Source organism: Massilia sp. PAMC28688 (assembly GCF_019443445.1).
Classification (GTDB): domain Bacteria; phylum Pseudomonadota; class Gammaproteobacteria; order Burkholderiales; family Burkholderiaceae_D; genus Telluria_A.
Map to the genome: position 1 here is coordinate 2,207,054 of NZ_CP080378.1, position 19,799 is coordinate 2,226,852.

Below are 19,799 nucleotides of genomic sequence, written 5' to 3' on the forward strand. Positions count from 1 at the left end.
CGTGACCGAAAAACCTGTAGTGATTAGTATCACATATCTACCCGCCAGCTTCGCGGGACGGCTGACGCTCGAAGGCGTGCCAAATACGTCGGTCTGGGAACGGTTACAGCAAGCAGTGCTGAATCTGGGCCTCGACTATCAATCCGGGCCGGGGACCGTTGAGCTCACCTGGGCCGGGGTCCTGACGCTCATTGGGCAATTCGCAAACCAGCAAAAGTCATTAAATTTCCGCTTTATTCCCGGCGATGACAACGCACGTGATCGTATTACGGCCTTCGTGACGCAGTACCGACAGGTTCAGCAGTCCAAGGGCTCATTGAAGCTCTCGACCACTGTGGAGGACATCGAAGAGCGTCTTGAACAAGTAGGTTTTACTCGTAAGCTAAGGCCGTTTCAGTTGCGCGACTTGCAGCGACTGCTTTCACTCGAAAATGGAGCTAATTTCTCTGTTCCCGGTGCCGGTAAGACGACCGTGACCTTAGCGCTCCACGTCTTGACGCGAAAACCAGACCATATTCTTCTCATCATCGGGCCGAAGGCATCATTCCCAGCTTGGCGTGAAGTGGTCGCCGAGTGCATTAGTCCTGATGCTCCCTATGGAAATGCGGAGCCGTTTACCATAATTACAGCGTCCGGCGAACCGCTACAGAAGGCCCTTAACTCTGGCAGTACGCGATTCGTCCTCAGCTACGACCTGATGATCCAAAACGCTGAGATTCTGACGAATTTTGCCGCGCAAAAGAAGGTCCATCTCGTGTTGGACGAGGCGCATAGGATGAAGGCGGGGTTTGGCTCGCAACGAGGTTCTTTGTTATTAAATATCGCTCCGTTGCCAATCAGACGCGACATTTTGACAGGAACGCCGATGCCTCAACAGCCGTCGGACATTCAATCTCAACTTGATTTCTTATGGCCCGGCGCTGGCCTCGGCTTACAGATCGGCCGGGGTGACTCGCCTCGTCAAGTTCTTGGAGAACTTTACGTTCGGACCACTAAGCAGGATCTCGGGCTACCAAAACCGATCCGCCACTTTCTATCAGTGCCAATGGCTGACGGACAGATGGCGCTCTATGGCATCGTGAAGAGCGAGTTCTTGCGCCAGGTGAGCTCGCTCGGCTTGGACGGCAGGTTTGACGCGCCCGCGGCGCGGAAGTCCGTCATGAGATTGCTCCAACTTTCGTCTAACCCAGTCTTGGCGCTGCGATCGATGGCTGATGACGCAGCCAATCTTGACTCTGGCGTCCTTGACCAGGTCATTTCCGAGGGGGCTTCCTTAAAGATGCGCGCAGTCGCTGAAAAGGCACGCGCGCTTGCGAAGGACGGACGAAAGTCCGTCATTTGGACGATATTCACTGACACAATCCACCAGATGGAGCTACTGCTAGCCGATCTCAATCCAGTCAGTTTATATGGTGCTATTCCGACGGGTGAACCGACGGACCCGACTACACGCGAAGGAAGAATTCGAAAGTTTCACGTCGATCCTTCGTGCATGGTAATGATTGCAAATCCTGCCGCTGCCGGTGAAGGAATTAGTCTGCACAAGGTTTGCCACGACGCAATCTACCTCGACCGCAGCTACGTCACGACGCACTATCTTCAGTCGATCGATCGCATTCATCGACTCGGTCTCAAGCAAGACGAAGAAACGAACATTTATATCTACAGAACCCTTGCACCCATGGGCCTTGGGTGCATTGATCATTCGGTAAGCCACCGTCTCCGTCACAAAATACGGGCAATGCAAATCCTGCTCGATGATCCGGATCTTCACGAGATTGCTTACGATGAGGAAAATTCGGAGGACCCGATCGCCTGGGATATCAGTCCAGAGGACGTTCGAGACTTGATTGAGGTTCTGGAAGGGCGCGCTACTTTTTCGGATGAGGAGAGCGAGTGAATTCGCAGCAGGCAATACTGTCTGAATTCCGGATGAGTGCGTTCGTTGCGCTTCATGGTCTCAGACGTTACTTGCGTGACCATTCTTGCGTCAATGCTGAAGAAGCAGCTCGTTCGCTTAGGCGGTCAGACTCCGACTTTGCCGCAGTTAACTTCGAAGTTGCACTTCGACTTCACAGTCAGTTTCCGGAAGACATTGATTTTGTCGATCCAGCAACCAGCTTGCGTCGCGGGCTTGGTTTTTTGATCGAGAAGCACCAGCCGTGGTGGTCTAGGTTTTTTCCATACGGAAGACAGCGTCTCGCTACCGCGCTCACTCAGGACGAACTGCAGACGTTCCGCTCAGCTGGATTGTTCGACGAAATGCCCAGTCCTGAAATCGTCCAGTGGTGGGACCGTTTCGCTAACTTGATTCGGGCACTTGAAGATGAGCGATTGGGAGCGCAAGGACGTTACGCGGAAGGCTTAACCATTAATTACGAGCGAAAGCGACTCGCCTCCCTGGGCATTACTGACGAGCCGCGCTGGACTGCCCTTGACGATAATTCCGCTGGCTACGACGTGCAATCGTTTGAACAAACCGCATTTGGGCTTAAGAATCAGCTCATAGAAGTGAAGTCGAGCAAGCGGCGTCCACCCCGCATGATTCTCACAAGAGGTGAGTGGGATGTAGCTCTTCAATACGGCGACAGTTACGTATTCCATCTTTGGACGCTACCATACGAGGAGCTGCTCGTGATGGGCGTTGCTAACATCAAGGCTCATATTCCTCAAGATAACGGTAGCGGTCGGTGGACCGAAGTCGAGATTAGCTTCTGACCAGAATTTCATGTGCTGTCACTGACGGAACACGCTTTTCTTAAGACGCCTTTGACTATTTGTAGTCCTGCGCGAGCCAGTCCTATATTGAGACAAATTCGACATATATATAATTTTGATGGTTGAAACCGGCCAAAGCCCAAACCTGAGAAGGTCCGGTCGAATAGAAAGAACGTAGTCGCCGGGAACTGCCTCTCGCATGAAATCAAAAAACTGATCGAAGCAACCGTTTTATGCTTTGTTTGGGAGACCAAAGGTCGGTGAGTGTCAAGGTAGCCACCGCCAATTTTATGTTTCGAGGTTTGTTTGTGATTGGCCCACCAATACTGACGCATTGAAAGCCCTTGTTTTCGCAACTGGGAATAAACGGGTGTTCCTTACCATTCGTTACGAAAATTTGAGTGTATCAGTTGTTCAATATCTCTTGTTTACCCATATTGGATTTCTTGGACTAACCAGAAACGAAAACGCCAACCCTTAGGTTGGCGTTTGTAGTCTCGGCAGGTTGACTGACTTTACGCGTCAATATTCCCCGCATGCAGCGCATTCGACTCAATAAAGTGCCTGCGCGGCTCCACATCATCACCCATCAGCGTGGTGAAAATCTGATCCGCTGCAATCGCATCTTCAATCTGCACCTTCAGCAAACGGCGCACAGTCGGATCCATCGTGGTCTCCCACAGCTGCTCTGGATTCATCTCGCCCAGACCCTTGTAGCGCTGCTTCGACACCGTGCGCTCCGCCTCATCGCGCAGCCACTGCATCGCGTGGTGGAAGTCGTCCACCGCCGATTCCTTCACCCGGTCGCCCTCACCGCGGCGAATGAACGCGCCTTCACCGATCAGGCCCTTGAACGTCTCCGCCGCACTGGCCAGTGTGGCGTAGTCCGCGCCCTGCACGAAGTCCGCATCGATTGAGCTGACCTTCACGTTACCGTGGTGCATACGCTCGATGCGCAGCGCGTGCTTCTCGCTCAATTCATCCGAAAACACGCTCACCTTCACCGCGCGATCGCCAATGGTCTGCTCCATCGCCTTGGCCGATTCTTCGGCGTGCTCGATGGTGTCCAGGTTCAGCTGCACACCCGTCATGATGGCGGTCAGCGCGGCGCGGTCGATCACGCGCGTCAGGCGCATTATGATGGCGTTGGCCAGGTTGAACTTGCGTACCAGCTCTGTCAGCGCTTCGCCGCTGATCGGCTCCGCGCCTTCGCTTGGCGTGAGCACGGCGGTGTTAAGCGCCACGTTCATCATGTAGCTTGCTTCTTCCACGTCATCCTTCAGATAACGCTCGTCGCGGCCCGACTTGACCTTGTACAGCGGCGGCTGCGCAATGTAGATGTGGCCACGCTCCACCAGCTGCGGCATCTGGCGATAAAACAGCGTCAGAAGCAGGGTGCGGATGTGGGCGCCGTCAACGTCCGCATCGGTCATGATGATGATGCGGTGGTAGCGCAGCTTGTCGACGTTGAATTCGTCCGGACCAATCGAGGTGCCCAGCGTGGCGATGAGCGTGGTGATCTGCTCCGACGACAGCATCTTTTCAAAGCGCGCCTTTTCCACGTTCAGCACCTTGCCGCGCAGCGGCAAAATGGCCTGGAATTTACGGTCGCGGCCCTGCTTGGCCGAGCCGCCTGCGGAGTCACCCTCGACGATGTACAGTTCTGACAGCGCGGGGTCCTTTTCCTGGCAGTCCGCCAGCTTGGCCGACAGGCCCAGGCCGTCCATCACGCCCTTGCGGCGGGTCAGGTCGCGCGCCTTGCGGGCCGCTTCGCGCGCGCGCGCCGCTTCCACGATCTTGCCGCAGATGATCTTGGCGTCGTTCGGCTTTTCCATCAGGTAGTCGGTCAGCGTCTTGGTCACGATTTCTTCGACCGGCCCGCGCACTTCCGACGACACCAGCTTGTCCTTGGTCTGCGAGCTGAATTTCGGCTCCGGCACCTTCACCGACAGCACGCAGGTCAGGCCTTCGCGCATGTCGTCGCCCGACACTTCCACTTTGGCCTTCTTGGCAAAATCGTGTTCGTCGAGGTACTTGTTGATCACGCGCGTCATCGCGGCGCGCAGGCCCGTCAGGTGGGTACCGCCGTCGCGCTGCGGGATGTTATTGGTGAAGCACAGCACCTGCTCGTTGTAGGCGTCGTTCCACTGCATGGAGACGTCCACGGTGATGTTGGTGTTCTGGTCCGACATGCGCTCGCCGGTGGCCTGGAACACGGTCGGGTGAAGCACGTTCTTGGCTTTGTTGATGTATTCCACAAAGCCGCGGGTGCCGCCTTCGAACGCGAATACTTCTTCCTTGCCGGTGCGCTGGTCGGTCAGTTTGATGTTCACGCCGTTATTGAGGAACGACAGTTCACGGATACGCTTGGCCAGGATCTCGTAGTGGAATTCGACGTGCGTGAAAATCTCTTCGTCGGCCCAGAAGTGGACATCGGTGCCGCGCTTGTCGGTTTCGCCAATGACCTTGATGGGCGAGCAGGCCACGCCGTCGATCATTTCGATTTCGCGGTTCTGCGGCACGCCACGCACGAATTCCATGTAGTGCACTTTGCCGTCGCGGCGAATGGTCAGCTTGAGCAGCTTGGACAGGCCGTTCACGCACGATACGCCCACGCCGTGCAGGCCGCCCGACACCTTGTACGAGTTCTGGTCGAACTTGCCGCCGGCGTGCAGCTCGGTCATCACGATTTCGGCAGCGCTGCGCTTTGGCTCGTGCTTGTCGTCCATCTTCATGCCGGTCGGTACGCCGCGGCCATTGTCGGTGATCGAGATCGAGTTATCCGAGTGGATGGTCACGTGGATCTCGGTGCAGTGGCCGGCCAGCGATTCGTCGATCGAATTGTCCAGCACTTCGAACACGAGGTGGTGCAAACCAGTGCCGTCCGAGGTGTCGCCAATGTACATGCCGGGGCGCTTGCGCACCGCTTCCAGACCTTCGAGGATCTGGATCTGGGCGGCGCCGTATTCTTGCTCTTTCTTGGCGGGGACTGGTGGTGTGTTCTCGGACATGGACTGCTTTCTCAAATAACGATGTATCGGGGTGCTGCCACCGCGCCGGAAGGCGCGGCATTAGAACGAGTTAAATCCGCATCGGCATGACGACGTACTTGAAGTCGGCATTGTCGGGAATGGAAATCAGGGCCGACGAGTTGGAGTCGCCCAGGGCGATATTCACCTGGTCGCACTTCAGGTTGTTGAGCACGTCGAGCAGGTAGGTGACGTTAAAGCCAATGTCCACGCTGTCGCCGCCGTAGTCGATTTCCAGTTCTTCCACTGCCTCTTCCTGGTCGGCATTGGTCGAGCTGATCTTCATGCTGCCGGGGGTGATGATGCAGCGTACGCCCTTGAACTTGTCGCTGGTCATGATGGCGGCGCGCTGCAACGAGCGCAGCAGCTCATCGCGGCCAATCGTGAAGTCGTTCTTGTAGCCCTTTGGAATCACGCGCGTGTAGTCGGGGAACTTGCCTTCCACCAGCTTGGACACGAGTTCGATGTCGGCAAAGGTCAGCTTGACCTGCGAGGCGGCAATGTCGAGCTGGACGGTTTCGTCGCTTTCTTCAAGCAGGCGCTGCAGTTCAATGATGGTCTTGCGCGGGATAATGACTTCCTGGCGCGTGAATTCCTGTTCGGTTTCCACCTGGCAGAAGGCGAGGCGGTGGCCGTCGGTGGCCACGGCAATCACGTTGCGGCCATCGAGCACCAGCAGCAGGCCGTTGAGGTAGTAGCGGATGTCTTGCTGCGCCATCGAGAAATGCACCATGTTGAACAGGTGCTTGAGCGTCTTTTGCGGCAGCGTGACGGTGGCGTTGAAAGTGTCGGCCACGGCCACGGTCGGAAACTCTTCCGCCGCCAGCGTCTGCAAGGCAAAGCGCGACTTGCCGGTCTGTACCGTCAGGCGCTTGTTGGCCAGGGTCATGGTCACATCGCCCGATTCCGGCAGCGCGCGCAGAATGTCGAGCAGCTTGCGGGCGGCCACGGTGGTGCCGGTCACGTCGGCGCCGGAACCAATGCTGGCGTGCGTGGTGATCTGCACTTCGGTATCGGTGGACAGGAATGAGACGCTTTCGCCGTCCTTGCGGATGAGGATATTGGCCAGAATCGGCATCGTGTGCCGACGCTCGACAATACCGCTCACGATCTGCAGTGGCCGGAGAAGGGTATCTCGGGTGGTTTTGACCAATTGCATAGTAATCCTCGGTAAGTTGTCAAAGTTCTATTTTGTGAAGGAAGCGCTTTCGCTTCCTCCGTACAATATTGCTGCTAACACTATATTTTGCCAGAAACTAAAACCTAGCCCTTCAATGTTTGTTCCAATACGTGCAGCTCGTGGTTGCACTCGGGATTCTTGGTGCGGTCGAGGGCAATCTTGCGGACTGCGTGCAGCACGGTGGTGTGGTCGCGCCCGCCGAACAGTTCGCCGATTTCCGGCAGGCTCTTTTGCGTCAGTTCTTTCGCCAGGTACATGGCAATTTGGCGCGGCCGGGCAATATTGGCGGGGCGGCGCTTGGAATACATGTCGGCCACCTTGATGCTGAAGAAGTCGGCCACCGTCTTTTGAATGTTTTCCACCGAGATCTGGCGGTTCTGCACCGACAGCAAGTCCTTCAGGGCTTCCTTGACCACGTCGATGGTGATGTCCTTGCCGTGGAAACGCGAGTAGGCCAGGATCTTGCGCAGCGCGCCTTCGAGTTCGCGCACGTTCGAGCGCAGGTGCTTGGCCACGAAGAAGGCCACGTCGTCCGAGAAGGTCACGCCTTCGGACTGGGCTTTCTTGAGCAAGATGGCCACGCGCATTTCCAGCTCGGGCGGCTCAATCGCCACCGTCAGGCCGGAATCGAAGCGCGAGATCAGGCGGTCGTCCATGCCCGTGATTTCTTTGGGATAGGTATCGCTGGTGATGATGATCTGTTTCTTGGCGGCGATCAGCGCTTCAAACGCGTAGAAGAATTCTTCCTGCGTGCGGCTCTTGCCGCCAAAGAATTGAATATCGTCGATCAGCAGCATGTCGAGCGAATGGTAGTAATGCTTGAAATCGTCGAAACCTTTGCGCTGGTACGCGGTCACAACGTCACGCACATACTGTTCTGCGTGGATGTAGCGGATGCGCGCGCCCGGCTGGTCGGCCATGACCTGGTTGCCAATGGCGTGGATCAGGTGGGTCTTGCCCAGGCCCACGCCGCCATAGAAAAACAGCGGGTTATAGGACACGCCCGGGTTGTTGGCCACCTGGATGGCGGCTGCACGTGCCAGCTGGTTGGCCTTACCGGTCACAAAACTGTCAAAGGTCAGCTCGGTGTTAACGCGGCTTTGCTCGCGCCGCGGCGGGCTGCCCACGTTGAACATTTCCGGGGTGCCGGGCTGGCCGTCCTGCACATTGGCATTCCCGCTGCGGTCGATGGTGCCGGGCGTGGGGCCATCGTTGGGCGCGGGGTGGGGTGCCACGGGCTTTTTCGGCAGGTTGTTCTTGGGGTCGAGCACGAACTGCACTTCCGTCGGCTGCTCCCAGAACTGGCACGCCAGTTCGGTAATGCGGGTGGCAAACTGCGTCTTGACCCAGTCCAGCTTGAAGCGATTAGGCGCCGCAATGCGCAGCTTGCCGTCCTCGTAATCGAGGGCGACGAGCGGTTTGATCCACGCACTGAATTGTTGCGGTGTCAGTTCCAGTTCCAACTGCGCGGAACAGGTCTGCCAAAAATTTTCCATGAATCGTCTTGCCTGAATAAGGTGTGGAGGGGCGGTCCGATGATAGCGATGCGCCACACGTAACACGCTATTCTACCCGCTGCAGACAAAGTTATCCACAGGCACGCCGCTAATTTGCGTGCCCGCGACGGCCGGGCTGGCAATGTTGGCGGCTTGTTATTTTGTGTGGTGGCATCTTCCCGCGCGGCCTGCGGCGCGGGAACCCGCATACAACGGCAGGATCGCGAAAACCGCCGCCAACCTTGACAGCGAACACTGAAATCGTGTCTAATTCAGGGTTCCCCGCCCGTACTCCGTGCAAACGAGCCATTATCTGGCTAGTTGGTTTGGCTTAGCGGGTAAAAAAGACTGACGGGATGTCAGACCCGATTTTGCATTTTTATTTGCTTTAAGCGAGACCACCATGAAACGTACTTACCAACCTTCCGTCGTTCGTCGCAAGCGCACGCACGGCTTCCGCGCACGTATGGCTACCCGTGGCGGTCGCGATGTGCTCAACGCACGCCGCGCCAAGGGTCGCAAGCGCCTGGCTGTATAAGTCCGGCACTGACTGCCAAACTGCGTTGGCTATGACTGGCGAAGGTTCACACGACTTCGCGCGCGTTCGGCGTATCGTTAAAACGGATGAATTTTCATCCGTTTTTCGTTTGCGGCCTGCCCAAAAAACGGCGCACTTCGTGCTCTACACACGCTCCAATGAATTGCCGCATGCGCGGCTGGGCGTCGTGGTAGCCAAGCGCTTTGCGCCGCGCGCCGTCACGCGCAATACGATCAAGCGCGTCACGCGCGAACTGTTCCGCATGGCGCAGCTGCCCGCCGTGGACTGCATCGTGCGCCTGGCGCGCCCGGTCAACAGCAAGCAGGGCCCGGCCACCAATGCCGCGCTCAAGGCCATCCTGCGCGCCGAGATCGACAAACTGTTTTCCATTCCGGCACTGCGCGTGCCGAAAGCGGCGCCATGAGCCGCCTCCTGGTGTGGATCCTGCGCGGCTACCAGCTCGCGATCTCGCCCATGCTGGGCCAGAATTGCCGCTTTTACCCGAGCTGCTCGCAGTACGCCATCGAAGCGCTGCGCGCCCATGGCGCCGGCCGCGGCAGCTGGCTGGCAGCGCGCCGCGTGTGCCGCTGCCACCCGTGGACCGATGGCGGCCACGATCCCGTGCCGCCTGCGCGCAACAAGCATTCCGATCCCGATTCATCTACAGCCGCTCGCGGTTGCCACCACTCTTAAGCAAACCTCAATGGATATCAATAAACGTACTATCCTGTGGATCGTGTTTTCCGTCTCGCTGGTCATCCTCTGGAATAACTGGATGGTCGCCAACGGGAATCAGTCCATGTTCTCCATGCAGCCGCCGCCGGCCCAGGTTGCGCCTGCCCCTGGCACCGTGCCTGGCACAACCCCCGGCGCCAATGCCGGCGTGCCGCTGGCACAAGCCGGCACTGCCACCGGGGCCGCCGTGGTGCCTGGCGCTGCCGTGCCCGCACCGGCCGTGCAGACCGAAGTGGTCACCATCACCACCGATGTGTTCAAGGTCCAGATCGATACTGCCGGCGGCGTGATCAAGCACCTGGAACTGTTCAAGTACCGCGACAAGGTTGATCCGACCAAGAACCAGGTCTTGTTTGACGTGAACAACAAGGGCACCTATGTCGCCCAGACCGGTCTGATCCGCAACACGGTCGGCGAGCCGATGCCGACGCATAACACGCCGTTCGTGGCCCGTCCTGGCCCGCGTTCGCTCGACAATGCCAACGAAATTTCCCTGGTGCTCGAAGCCATGCAGGGTGGCGTCAAGCTGACCAAGACCTTCACCTTCAAGCGCGGCGATTACCTGATCGGCATGCGCCACGATGTGACGAACATGAGCACGGTGCCGGTGGCGCCATCGCTGTACCTGCAGCTGCTGCACCATGGTAACGAGCCGGAGGGCGAGTCCTACTTCACGGCCAGCTACACCGGCCCGACCATGTACACCAGCCAGAACCACTACGAAAAGCTGCAGTTTGCGGACATTGAAAAGCACGGCAAGGCCGAGCACACCACCGCTGCCAATGATGGCTGGGTGGCCATTTCGCAGCACTATTTTGTATCGGCGTTCCTGCCGCCGCAAAACATGCCGCGCACGATCTTTACCAAGAAAATGGAAGTGCCAAACCTGTACGCCATCGGCACCGTCATGCCGCTCGGTACCATTGCGCCGGGCGCAACGGTGTCCAACGACACTCGCCTGTATTCGGGCCCGCAGATCGAAAACAAGCTTGAAACCATCGCGCCGGGCCTGGAACGGGTGAAGGACTATGGCGTGCTGCACGTGCTGGCCGCGCCGATGTTCTGGGTCATGGACCAGATCCACAATGTGGTGGGCAACTGGGGCTGGACCATCATCATCTTCACCATCCTGATCAAGCTGCTGTTCTTCCCGCTGTCGGCTGCCGGCTACAAGAGCATGGCGCGCATCAAGGTGGTCACGCCAAAAATGCAGGCCATCCGCGAGAAGTACAAGAACGATCCGCTCAAGATGAACCAGGCGACGATGGAGCTGTACAAGACGGAAAAGATCAACCCGCTGGGCGGCTGCCTGCCGATCCTGGTGCAGATGCCGGTCTTCATCGCCCTGTACTGGGTGCTGCAGGCATCGGCCGAAATGCGCGGCGCGCCGTGGCTGGGCTGGATTACCGACCTGACCGCGCCGGACCCGTATTTCATCTTGCCGATTCTGTACGCCATTTCGATGTACATCACCACCAAGCTGAACCCGGCACCGGCCGATCCGATCCAGGCCAAGATGATGCTGTTCATGCCGCTGCTGTTCTCGGTGGCGTTCATCTTCTTCCCGGCCGGCCTGGTGCTGTACTGGGTAGTGAACAACATCCTGTCGATCGGCCAGCAATGGGTGATCACCAAGAAATATGAGGAAGCGGCTGCGACCACCAAGAAGTAAGCCCTTCTGACCCCATGAAAAGCCCGCGCCGTCAGCGGGCTTTTCTGTTTTTATAAACTACAATTCGTCCATGAAACTTGATACCTCACCTATCGCGGCCATCGCCACCGCGCCCGGCCGCGGCGGCATTGGCGTGGTGCGCGCCTCCGGCAAGGCGCTGGCGCCGCTGATCGATACGCTGTTCCCGGGCGCCAGACTGGCTCCGCGCCATGCGACCTACCTGCCTTTCAAGAACGGCGACGGCACCATCATCGACCAGGGCATTGCGATTTACTTCAAGGGCCCGCATTCGTACACGGGCGAAGATGTGCTGGAACTGCAGGGCCACGGCGGCCCCGTGGTGCTGCAGTTGCTGCTGGCGCGCGTGCTGGAGGCGGGAGCCGATGCCGGCCTGCGCCTGGCCGAGCCCGGCGAATTCACGCGCCGCGCCTATCTGAACGACAAGCTGGACCTGGCCCAGGCGGAGGCCGTGGCCGACCTGATCGATGCCTCGACCGAGGCAGCGGCCCGTTCGGCCACGCAATCGCTGTCCGGCGAGTTTTCGCGCACCGTCAACAAGCTGGTGGAGCAAACCATCGGCCTGCGCATGCTGGTGGAAGCGACGCTCGACTTTCCGGAAGAGGAAATTGATTTCCTTGAGAAGTCCGACGCGCGTGGCCAGCTGGCCGTCATCATCGATTCGCTGGAAGCGGTGTTCCAGAAGGCGGCGCAGGGCGCGCTGCTGCGCGAGGGCTTGAACGTGGTGCTGGTAGGGCAGCCCAATGTCGGCAAGTCGTCGCTCCTCAACGCGCTGGCAGGGGCCGACGTGGCCATCGTGACGCCCATTGCCGGCACCACGCGCGACAAGGTCAGCGAGACCATTCAGATCGAGGGCATTCCGCTCAACATCATCGATACGGCGGGCATCCGCGTCATTAACGAGGCGGTCGATGTGGTGGAGCGCATCGGCATCGAACGTACCTGGGCAGAAGTAGGCAAGGCCGACGTGATCATGCATTTGCTCGACGCAGGCCACGGCCCGTCGCGTGCGGATGACAGCATTGTGGCGGCTTTTCCAGAAGGCATCCCGGTCATCCGCATCTGGAACAAGATCGATCTGTCGGGCCACCGGCCGTCGGTGGATCCGCAAAGCGATGCGACCAATGTGTATTTGTCTGCCCACGAGCACACGGGCATCGACCTGCTGCGCGCGGAACTGCTGCGCATTGCAGGCTGGCAGCAGACTGGCGAATCGCTGTTCCTGGCGCGCGAACGGCACCTGATTGCCCTGCGCGCGGCGCGGCGGCACCTGCATGTTGCGGCCGAACACGCGGCGCAGAACGACCAGTCGCTGGATCTGTTTGCCGAAGAGTTGCGGCTGGCGCAGGCGCAGCTGTCGAGCATTTCCGGCGAGTTTTCGTCCGACGATTTGTTGGGTGTGATCTTCAGTCGTTTCTGTATCGGAAAATAGGCTGCGATGTACACAAACAACAATAATTGACCAATGGTAAATAAATGTTGAGTTACTTCGAGTTCAAACGGTAACATGTCATTTTGTTCAACATGCCTGGAGACCTTTGTGAGTAATGTGTACGCCGCACCTAATGCAGACTTTTCGCTTCCCAGCGGCGATGTCGATGACACCCAGATCTTTGCGAGTGGCCGCATTGGTCGCATCAGGTATCTCGCGTATCTGAGCGCTGTTTACATCCTGACGTCTTTTGCCGTTGGAATCATGACCGCGATGTTGGGAGCGGATTCCATAGCTGCCGGAATCTTATTGATCATTAATGTGGTGATCACCCTGGGCGCCTACATTTACTTTGCCCGTCGCCGGCTGCACGACACCGGCGCGTCCGGCTGGATGCTGTTGCTGTCGCTGATCCCACTGATCAATTTCTACTTCCTTTACCTGACGGTATTCAAACGTGGCGATGCCAGTGCCAATGAATACGGCGCGCCTCCGCGCGATAATGAGCGCTGGATGTACTGGGTAGGTCTCATTCTTCCGATCATCGTGATTGTTGGCATCCTGGCCGCCATCGCTCTGCCAGCCTACAGCGACTATACCAAGCGAGCGCGCGCAGCGGCAGAGCAGAGCCAGGTCGCGCCCGACTGATCCGATCAAAAAATCTGCTTTAAACCACCCGCCACCTGGAATAAACTTCCCCTCGCAGTGTCTAATTAGTTAATACGACGAGGAGACGCCATGTTGACGGGTGGCTGCCATTGCGGTGCAATCCGGTACGAGGTACGGGCCCAGCCTGTGCACCGTACCATCTGCCATTGCGAGATGTGCCGGGGAACCACCGGCGCGCCCTGCGTGGCATGGTTCACCGTGCCGGTCGATGCTTTCCACCTGAGCGGCTCGCCCACGCTGTACCGCTCCAGTGCCCACGGCACACGTGCCTTTTGCCCGGCGTGCGGCACTCAGATCACCTTTGCCGACGATGCATTGCCTGACGAGATTGACGTCAGTACCTGCAGCCTCGCCCAGCCGGCAGCGGCTGCGCCCACTTCCCATATCTTTACTGCCAGCCAGGTGCCGTGGATGCAGCTTGCCGATGGCTTGCCGCGCTTTCCGCGCAGCAGGTCGGAAGCAGAAAAATAGTTTTACCCGCGTGTCGATTTGCCCTTGTCCCCAACGTCGTAGGTGTAGCAGGCCAACTTAACGAACAGGAGAACTAATCATGAACGCACAAGTGAAACCAATTCCCGAAGACATGCATTCACTCACGCCCTACTTGATTTGCGCCGGCGCCAGCGACGCCATGGAGTGGTACAAGCGCGCCTTTGACGCCGTCGACTGCGGCCGGCTGGCGGGGCCCGACGGCAAGTTGATGCATGGCATGGTGCGCATTGGCGACTCCGCCCTCATGCTGTCCGACGAAAACCCGGAGTGGGGCGCCATCGGCCCCAAGTCCCTGCCCAGCAGCCCCGTCACCATCCATCTGTACGTGGAAAATGTGGACGACACTTACGCCCGCGCCGTCAAGGAAGGCGCTGTTTCCAAGATGCCCCCGGCCGACATGTTCTGGGGCGACCGCTTCTGCAATATCGTGGACCCGTTCGGGCACAGCTGGTCCATCGCGACCCACATCCGCGAGGTCTCACCTGAAGAAATGCAGGCAGCGGCTAAAATGGGCTGTTCCGAAGCTGCCAAACAAGAAGGAGTCGTGCAATGAAATTCATGGTGATCGTCAAGGCCAGTCCCCAGTCCGAAGCCGGCGAGATGCCCAGCGAGGAGCTCATGGCCGAGATGGGCAGGTTCAACGAAGAACTGGTCAAGGCCGGCGTGCTGCTGGCCGGCGAAGGGCTGCACCCCAGTTCGCGCGGTGCGCGCATCAAGTTTTCGGGCGATACGCGCACGGTGGTGGACGGGCCGTTTCCGGAAACGCGCAGCCTCATCGCTGGCTTCTGGCTGATTCAGGTCAAGTCGAAAGAGGAGGCCATCGAGTGGATGAAGCGCTGTCCCAACCCGATGCCGGGCGAATCGGAACTGGAAATTCGCCAGGTCTTTGAAGCGGACGACTTTGGCGACGCCATGACGCCCGAGCTGCGCGCGCAGGAAGAGCGCATGCGCGAGCAGATTGCCGCTGCCCGCTGAAACCATCCGGCGGCGCCCATGCCGGGCAGCCGCCGCTTTCCCAGCTTGAAGGAGCGTTTATGTCCCACATGATTCTGCGCCGCGCCGACCGGCTGACCGAAGCGGGCGGCGACGCCGGTGCCGGCCTGCTCGACGTGGTTTTCGCCCCCAGTGCCGAAGCGGTGCGCGTGTCGATCAAGGATGGCAAAGCCACGCTCACCCACGGTCCGTTTGACGACACCGTAGCCGGCTTTTCCATCATCGACGCGCCTAGCGTGCCAGACGCCGTCGAATGGCTGCGGCGCTGGCCCGCAGGCGAGGAGCCGGCCGTGCTCGAAATCCGCCAGAGCGGCTGCCCGGACAATTGCCACGCCATCCGCGACGCTGCCGGCAGCGGCGACACGCAGCAGCGCTACGCAGTGCTGCTGCGCTCCAGTCCCGACCTGGAGCACGAAGTCCCGGTTGCGCGCGACAAGATTACTGCGCTCGACGCCCACAATGCTGCCGAAGCCGAAGCCGGCACGCTGGTGGCCGCCGACGGCCTTCGCGGCACAGCGCGCGGCGCCCGCGTCAAGGTGGCCAGGCAGGCGTTTTCCGTCATCGATGGTCCCTTCACGGAGATCAAGGAACTCATTGCTGGCTTCTGGCTGATCCGCGCGGCATCCATGGAAGACGCCATCGCCTGGGCCATCCGCAATCCCTATCCCACCGGGCCGGATGTGGAAGTGGAGATCCGCCCTGTCCTCAATAACCCGCACGCCGCCTTCGGCGCCGACCTGCAATCGGCCGAAGCGCGCATGCGCGCCGAGCAGCTTGAAGCAGGCATGCGCGCCCACTTCACGGCTTGAGCATGGAGCAGTCCCACGCCGCCCGCGTGGTGGACGCGGTCTGGCGCATGGAGTCGGCGCGCATCATCGGCGCGCTGGCCCGCATGCTGCGCAACGTGGGCCTGGCCGAGGAGATGGCGCAGGATGCCATGGTCATCGCGCTCGAACGCTGGCCGCAGGACGGCATCCCCGACAACCCGGCGGCCTGGCTCATGACCGTGGCCAGGCACCGCGCGCTCGACCACCTGCGCCACGCGGCGCTGCAGCAGGCCAGGGAGGGTGAACTCACCTACGCCATCGAAACCCAGCTGCAGGACGTGGCGCCCGACCTTGCTGCAGACATCGAGCGCGCAATGGACGACGACATTGGCGACGACCTGCTGCGCCTGATGTTTGTAGCCTGCCATCCGGTGCTCTCCACCGAGGCGCGCGTGGCGCTCACCTTGCGCCTGCTGGGCGGCCTGGCCACCGGCGAAATCGCACGCGCCTTCCTGGTGCCGGAGTCCACCATCGCCCAGCGTATCGTGCGCGCCAAGCGCACGCTGGCCGAAGCGAAGGTGCCGTTCGAGGTGCCACAGGCGGCGCAGCTGGCGCCGCGCCTGGCGTCGGTGCTGCAGGTGATCTACCTGATCTTTAACGAAGGCTATGCCGCCAGCACGGGTGGCGACTGGCTGCGCCCCAGGCTGTGCGAGGAAGCGCTGCGCCTGGGCCGCATCCTGGCCGAACTGGCGCCGCGCGAAGCCGAAGTGCATGGTCTGGTGGCGCTGATGGAAATCCAGTCTTCACGCGCCCGTGCCCGGGTCGGCCCCGGGGGCGAGCCGGTGCTGCTGCTGGACCAGGACCGCGCGCGCTGGGACCAGCTGCTGATCCGGCGCGGCCTGGCAGCGCTGGAACGGGCAGGGCAGCTTCAGCAGGGGCTCGGCCCGTACGGCCTGCAGGCCGCCATTGCCGCCTGCCACGCCCGCGCGCTGCGCCCGGAGGATACCGACTGGACCCGCATCGCTGCCCTGTACGATGCACTGGCGCAGCTGGCGCCGTCGCCCATCGTGGAACTCAATCGCGCCGTGGTGCTGTCCATGGCTTACGGCCCGGCAGCGGGGCTGGAACTGGCTGACCGGCTGGCGGCTGAACCGGCCCTGCAGCACTATCACCTGCTGCCCAGCGTGCGTGGCGACCTGCTGGCAAAGCTGGGCCGCCACGGCGAGGCGCGTGCCGAATTCCAGCGCGCCGCGGCGCTCACCCACAACGAGCGCGAACGCACCCTGCTGCTGGCCCGTGCGCGGTCGTGTGAATGATCTGTGCTACGCTTTTCCCATGAAAAAACTGCTCAAGCACCTGGTCCTGCTGGCGCTGGCGGCAGGGCTGCTCACCGCCTGCGCCAGTGTCTCCGGCCCCCGCGACATTGAACTGCCGCTGTCCAAGCTGCAAAACACGCTGGACCGGCGCTTCCCCATGCACAATCGCGCCTTTGACCTGTTCCAGGTGGAGCTGGCGCGTCCGCGCCTGTCGGTGCAGCACCACAGCGGGCGGGTGGGGATCGCGCTCGATGCGTCGATGACGCCGCCGTTCATGCGCCAGGTTTTGCGCGGCAACCTGGCCCTGTCCGGCCGCCTGTACATTGACCAGGCGCGCAGCGCCGTCATGCTGGCCGAGCCGGTGGTCGAAGGCTTTTCCATCACCGGCATGGAGGGCAGCGCCCAGCGCGACCTGCAACGCGTGGCCAATCTCTTGATGAGCAAGGTCATGGTCGATGTGCCGCTGTACCAGTTCCAGCCGCAAGACTTGCGCTACGGTGGCGTGCAGTTTGTGCCCACTGGCATCAGTACCACGCCGCGCGGCATCATGGTCTCGGTCGCGCCCGCCCGATAGCCTATCCCTGCTTCTGTTTCTCGCCACGGAATCTATTGGCCTCCCATTTCCGGCGGGAGTATAGTGATTACCGACGAGCAATAACCCCAGGCGGCGTTGTGTTCTCGCACCCGGCAGCGGGAATAATGCCGGCCTTGCGCTTTGTCATATTCCTCTTATTCCACTATCGTAATCTTGCCTTGTGACTTTAGACCTACAGCCATTGCTTGGGGGTGAATTTTGGGTACCATCGTAGAGAATGTGCAGGAAGACAAAGTGGCAGAGCTGCCGCCGGCCGGTGGCGCCGTGCATGCCCGGCCCCGCCAGAGCCTGCCGGCCAAGGGCTCGTGCTGGTATTGCGAAAAGCCGCTTGACAGCGTACGCCGCTTTTGCGGCAAGGAATGCGCTGACGCTTTCGAGGAAGAGGCCGAGTTCGATGCCGAGGCGATCAATCCGCCCGGTTAAATGCCCTGGCCGCAGGCCGTCTCGCCAAGCGCCCGCAAGGCGCGCGCATAGTCAAATTCCCTGACCGCATCCGACACCCGCTGCAGGGTTGCCTCGCCCAGGATCACGTGCAGGCTGGCCCGTGATTCTTCCAGCACATCGATGGCGCCGCCATCGTGATTGGTCAGCAATTGCGTCAAGCGCTCCAGCAGGGCCGTGTCACCGAGCAGGGCGCGGGTGGGCAACTGCACCGGCATGCCGGGCGGCGGGCTGCCGTCGAGCAGGACGCCCAGCAGCTGCAGCACTTTTTCCATTTCCGTGATCAATGAGGCGAGCATCGCGCGGAACTCGCCGGTATCAAGCCGCAATGCCTGTTCCAGCTCGCCGGCGCGCTCGTGCAGGCGGTGGGCGCCGATCATGCCGGCTGCCCCTTTCAGGGTATGCACCAGGCGGTGCGCCAGCAGGGTGTCGCCTGCGGCCAGTGCGGTGCGGACCGGCAAGGCGCCGTCCTGATAATCGTTGCGGAAACGCCGCAGCATGCGTGCGTACAGGTCGCGGTTGCCCATCACGCGCTCGATGCCGTCGTTGACATCGATGGTGTCGCGCGTGACGAGGTCGGCCCGCAGTTCCGTCTGCGCGCCGTTGCCGGGTTCCATGAGAGCGGGCACTTACTGCCGCGTCGTGAAGGACCAGCTCTTGGTGAGCGGCAAGCCATTGAGCGTGCCCACGAACGCCACGTCGTAGGTGGTCGACGGCGAGAGCACTGCCAGCGGCACGATCGACACGGCCGAGCGCGTCTTGGTATTGACACTGTCGGCGTCGGCACTGAGCAGCCTGGTGGCAATGTCGGCCCCGCCGCGGGGACGCATGGTAAAGCTCGCCACGGTCAGGCGCGCATCGGCGTCGGCATGCACGCTGATCGGGTAGCCCACCCGGTTCTGGTTGGGTACGGGATCGGGTGCTTCATTGTCGCTGTTGAAGTCGCGCAGGACGTTGGTGTGGCCATCGATCGGCCAGGTCACGACATTGCCGGCACCCAAGCCAGGCCCATAGCCATTGTTGGCGCCAAAGTTAATGGTCAGCACGTTGTAGCCACGGCTGTCGGCCAGCGCGCCGGCGCCGATTTCCTTGAAGCGGGGCTCGAAAATGGCAAAGCGGTGGTAAATGGCCGTGATCAACTCTTCGGCCAGGTAGACGCCGGACGTCGAGGTGCTGGCGGAAATGACTTCGCCGTAAAAATAATTGGTCGGATTGGCGTAGCCGGCGCGCTGCAGGCGGTCGAACAGCGACACGCCGGTAAAGCCAGGCTTGCCCACTTCCTGCACGTGGGTCACTTCGTTCAAGCGCTGGTAGTTCGAGTGTCCCTCGGCAGCGCTGTCAATCAAAGCATTCCTTGGCAGCACCGACAAGCCGGCCTGCTGGCGCCGGAAATTGAGCCAGTTCAAGCCATCGGTGGCCACATTGCCCGTCACCGGCGGCGCGCCTGGTTCAAGCGGCACCGGTGTGGCAGGCGGCGGCGTGACCGGCGGTGGCTGGATGATAGGTGGCGGCTGCGTGCCCGGAGGCGGATTGTTGACACCATCGCTGCTGCTGCCACCGCCACAGGCGGTCAGCGCGAGCGTGATCAGCAAGCCAATGCTACTCTTTTGCCACCCTTTAATTGTTTTCATGAACTGCTCCTGCGAGGATTCTGTACGGATAGATTCTAGAGGAAATCGGGATCGGGTGAGATTTGTTTGCGGCAGGT

General features: G+C 60.3%; 20 protein-coding genes. 15 read left to right on the forward strand and 5 right to left on the reverse strand.

Annotated features, from left to right (window positions below; translation table 11 throughout):
- The first annotated feature begins 1 nt into the window (after nucleotide 1).
- Both KY495_RS09890 and KY495_RS09895 read left to right on the forward strand, forming a co-directional pair.
- Nucleotides 2-1,900 (forward strand): DEAD/DEAH box helicase, encoded by a 1,899-nt coding sequence (locus tag KY495_RS09890; RefSeq protein ID WP_219883472.1) that lies wholly within the window; start codon nucleotides 2-4, stop codon nucleotides 1,898-1,900.
- Nucleotides 1,897-2,718, forward strand: a complete 822-nt coding sequence (locus KY495_RS09895; RefSeq protein WP_219883473.1) for a DUF3883 domain-containing protein — start codon at nucleotides 1,897-1,899, stop codon at nucleotides 2,716-2,718. Before KY495_RS09890 ends, KY495_RS09895 begins: the two co-directional genes overlap by 4 nt.
- 515 nt (nucleotides 2,719-3,233) lie before the next feature.
- Here the strand turns inward: KY495_RS09895 and gyrB are convergent.
- From gyrB to dnaA, 3 genes are all read right to left on the reverse strand, one after another.
- On the reverse strand, nucleotides 3,234-5,729 hold the full coding sequence (gene gyrB, locus KY495_RS09900) for a DNA topoisomerase (ATP-hydrolyzing) subunit B (RefSeq protein ID WP_219883474.1): 2,496 nt from the start codon (nucleotides 5,727-5,729) through the stop codon (nucleotides 3,234-3,236).
- A 70-nt stretch (nucleotides 5,730-5,799) separates the two neighbouring features.
- Nucleotides 5,800-6,906, reverse strand: a complete 1,107-nt coding sequence (gene dnaN / locus KY495_RS09905) for a DNA polymerase III subunit beta (RefSeq protein WP_219883475.1) — start codon at nucleotides 6,904-6,906, stop codon at nucleotides 5,800-5,802.
- 104 nt (nucleotides 6,907-7,010) lie between these two features.
- Nucleotides 7,011-8,423, reverse strand: coding sequence for a chromosomal replication initiator protein DnaA (gene dnaA, locus KY495_RS09910; protein ID WP_219883476.1), 1,413 nt, complete (start codon nucleotides 8,421-8,423; stop codon nucleotides 7,011-7,013).
- 403 nt (nucleotides 8,424-8,826) lie between these two features.
- Here dnaA and rpmH point away from each other — a divergent pair, with 403 nt between their 5' ends.
- The 13 genes from rpmH to KY495_RS09975 all read left to right on the forward strand — a co-directional run bounded on the left by rpmH (nucleotide 8,827) and on the right by KY495_RS09975 (nucleotide 18,073).
- Nucleotides 8,827-8,961 (forward strand): 50S ribosomal protein L34, encoded by a 135-nt coding sequence (gene rpmH / locus KY495_RS09915; protein ID WP_010401996.1) that lies wholly within the window; start codon nucleotides 8,827-8,829, stop codon nucleotides 8,959-8,961.
- Nucleotides 8,962-8,992: 31 nt separating this feature from the next.
- On the forward strand, nucleotides 8,993-9,385 hold the full coding sequence (rnpA, locus tag KY495_RS09920) for a ribonuclease P protein component (RefSeq protein WP_219883477.1): 393 nt from the start codon (nucleotides 8,993-8,995) through the stop codon (nucleotides 9,383-9,385).
- Nucleotides 9,382-9,654 carry a membrane protein insertion efficiency factor YidD gene (gene yidD, locus KY495_RS09925; protein WP_219883478.1) on the forward strand — a complete coding sequence of 91 codons (273 nt, stop codon included), beginning with the start codon at nucleotides 9,382-9,384 and terminating at the stop codon, nucleotides 9,652-9,654. The genes rnpA and yidD overlap by 4 nt, the downstream gene beginning before the upstream one ends.
- 10 nt (nucleotides 9,655-9,664) lie before the next feature.
- Nucleotides 9,665-11,368 (forward strand): membrane protein insertase YidC, encoded by a 1,704-nt coding sequence (yidC, locus tag KY495_RS09930; protein WP_219883479.1) that lies wholly within the window; start codon nucleotides 9,665-9,667, stop codon nucleotides 11,366-11,368.
- A gap of 70 nt (nucleotides 11,369-11,438) precedes the next feature.
- On the forward strand, nucleotides 11,439-12,818 hold the full coding sequence (mnmE, locus tag KY495_RS09935; protein ID WP_219883480.1) for a tRNA uridine-5-carboxymethylaminomethyl(34) synthesis GTPase MnmE: 1,380 nt from the start codon (nucleotides 11,439-11,441) through the stop codon (nucleotides 12,816-12,818).
- A gap of 108 nt (nucleotides 12,819-12,926) precedes the next feature.
- Nucleotides 12,927-13,466: a DUF805 domain-containing protein gene (locus KY495_RS24040; protein ID WP_219883481.1), complete on the forward strand. Its 540-nt coding sequence runs from the start codon at nucleotides 12,927-12,929 to the stop codon at nucleotides 13,464-13,466.
- A 90-nt stretch (nucleotides 13,467-13,556) separates the two neighbouring features.
- Entirely contained in the window at nucleotides 13,557-13,958 is a 402-nt protein-coding gene (locus KY495_RS09945; RefSeq protein ID WP_229518563.1) for a GFA family protein, read from the forward strand.
- Nucleotides 13,959-14,037: 79 nt separating this feature from the next.
- Nucleotides 14,038-14,532, forward strand: a complete 495-nt coding sequence (locus tag KY495_RS09950) for a VOC family protein (RefSeq protein WP_219883482.1) — start codon at nucleotides 14,038-14,040, stop codon at nucleotides 14,530-14,532.
- Nucleotides 14,529-14,954 (forward strand): YciI family protein, encoded by a 426-nt coding sequence (locus tag KY495_RS09955; RefSeq protein WP_219883483.1) that lies wholly within the window; start codon nucleotides 14,529-14,531, stop codon nucleotides 14,952-14,954. The genes KY495_RS09950 and KY495_RS09955 overlap by 4 nt, the downstream gene beginning before the upstream one ends.
- Before the next feature lie 59 nt (nucleotides 14,955-15,013).
- Nucleotides 15,014-15,781 carry a YciI family protein gene (locus KY495_RS09960; protein ID WP_219883484.1) on the forward strand — a complete coding sequence of 256 codons (768 nt, stop codon included), beginning with the start codon at nucleotides 15,014-15,016 and terminating at the stop codon, nucleotides 15,779-15,781.
- Nucleotides 15,782-15,783: 2 nt separating this feature from the next.
- A complete protein-coding gene (locus KY495_RS09965) occupies nucleotides 15,784-17,055 on the forward strand; it encodes an RNA polymerase sigma factor (protein WP_229518564.1) in 1,272 nt (423 codons plus the stop codon).
- A gap of 19 nt (nucleotides 17,056-17,074) precedes the next feature.
- Nucleotides 17,075-17,629: a DUF1439 domain-containing protein gene (locus KY495_RS09970; protein WP_219883485.1), complete on the forward strand. Its 555-nt coding sequence runs from the start codon at nucleotides 17,075-17,077 to the stop codon at nucleotides 17,627-17,629.
- A gap of 219 nt (nucleotides 17,630-17,848) precedes the next feature.
- Nucleotides 17,849-18,073, forward strand: a complete 225-nt coding sequence (locus tag KY495_RS09975; RefSeq protein ID WP_229518565.1) for a hypothetical protein — start codon at nucleotides 17,849-17,851, stop codon at nucleotides 18,071-18,073.
- Here the strand turns inward: KY495_RS09975 and KY495_RS09980 are convergent.
- A complete protein-coding gene (locus tag KY495_RS09980) occupies nucleotides 18,070-18,708 on the reverse strand; it encodes an Hpt domain-containing protein (protein WP_219883486.1) in 639 nt (212 codons plus the stop codon). The two genes, KY495_RS09975 and KY495_RS09980, sit on opposite strands and share 4 nt — an antisense overlap.
- A gap of 12 nt (nucleotides 18,709-18,720) precedes the next feature.
- Nucleotides 18,721-19,722, reverse strand: a complete 1,002-nt coding sequence (locus KY495_RS09985; protein ID WP_229518566.1) for a CAP domain-containing protein — start codon at nucleotides 19,720-19,722, stop codon at nucleotides 18,721-18,723.
- Between the last annotated feature and the right edge of the window lie 77 nt (nucleotides 19,723-19,799).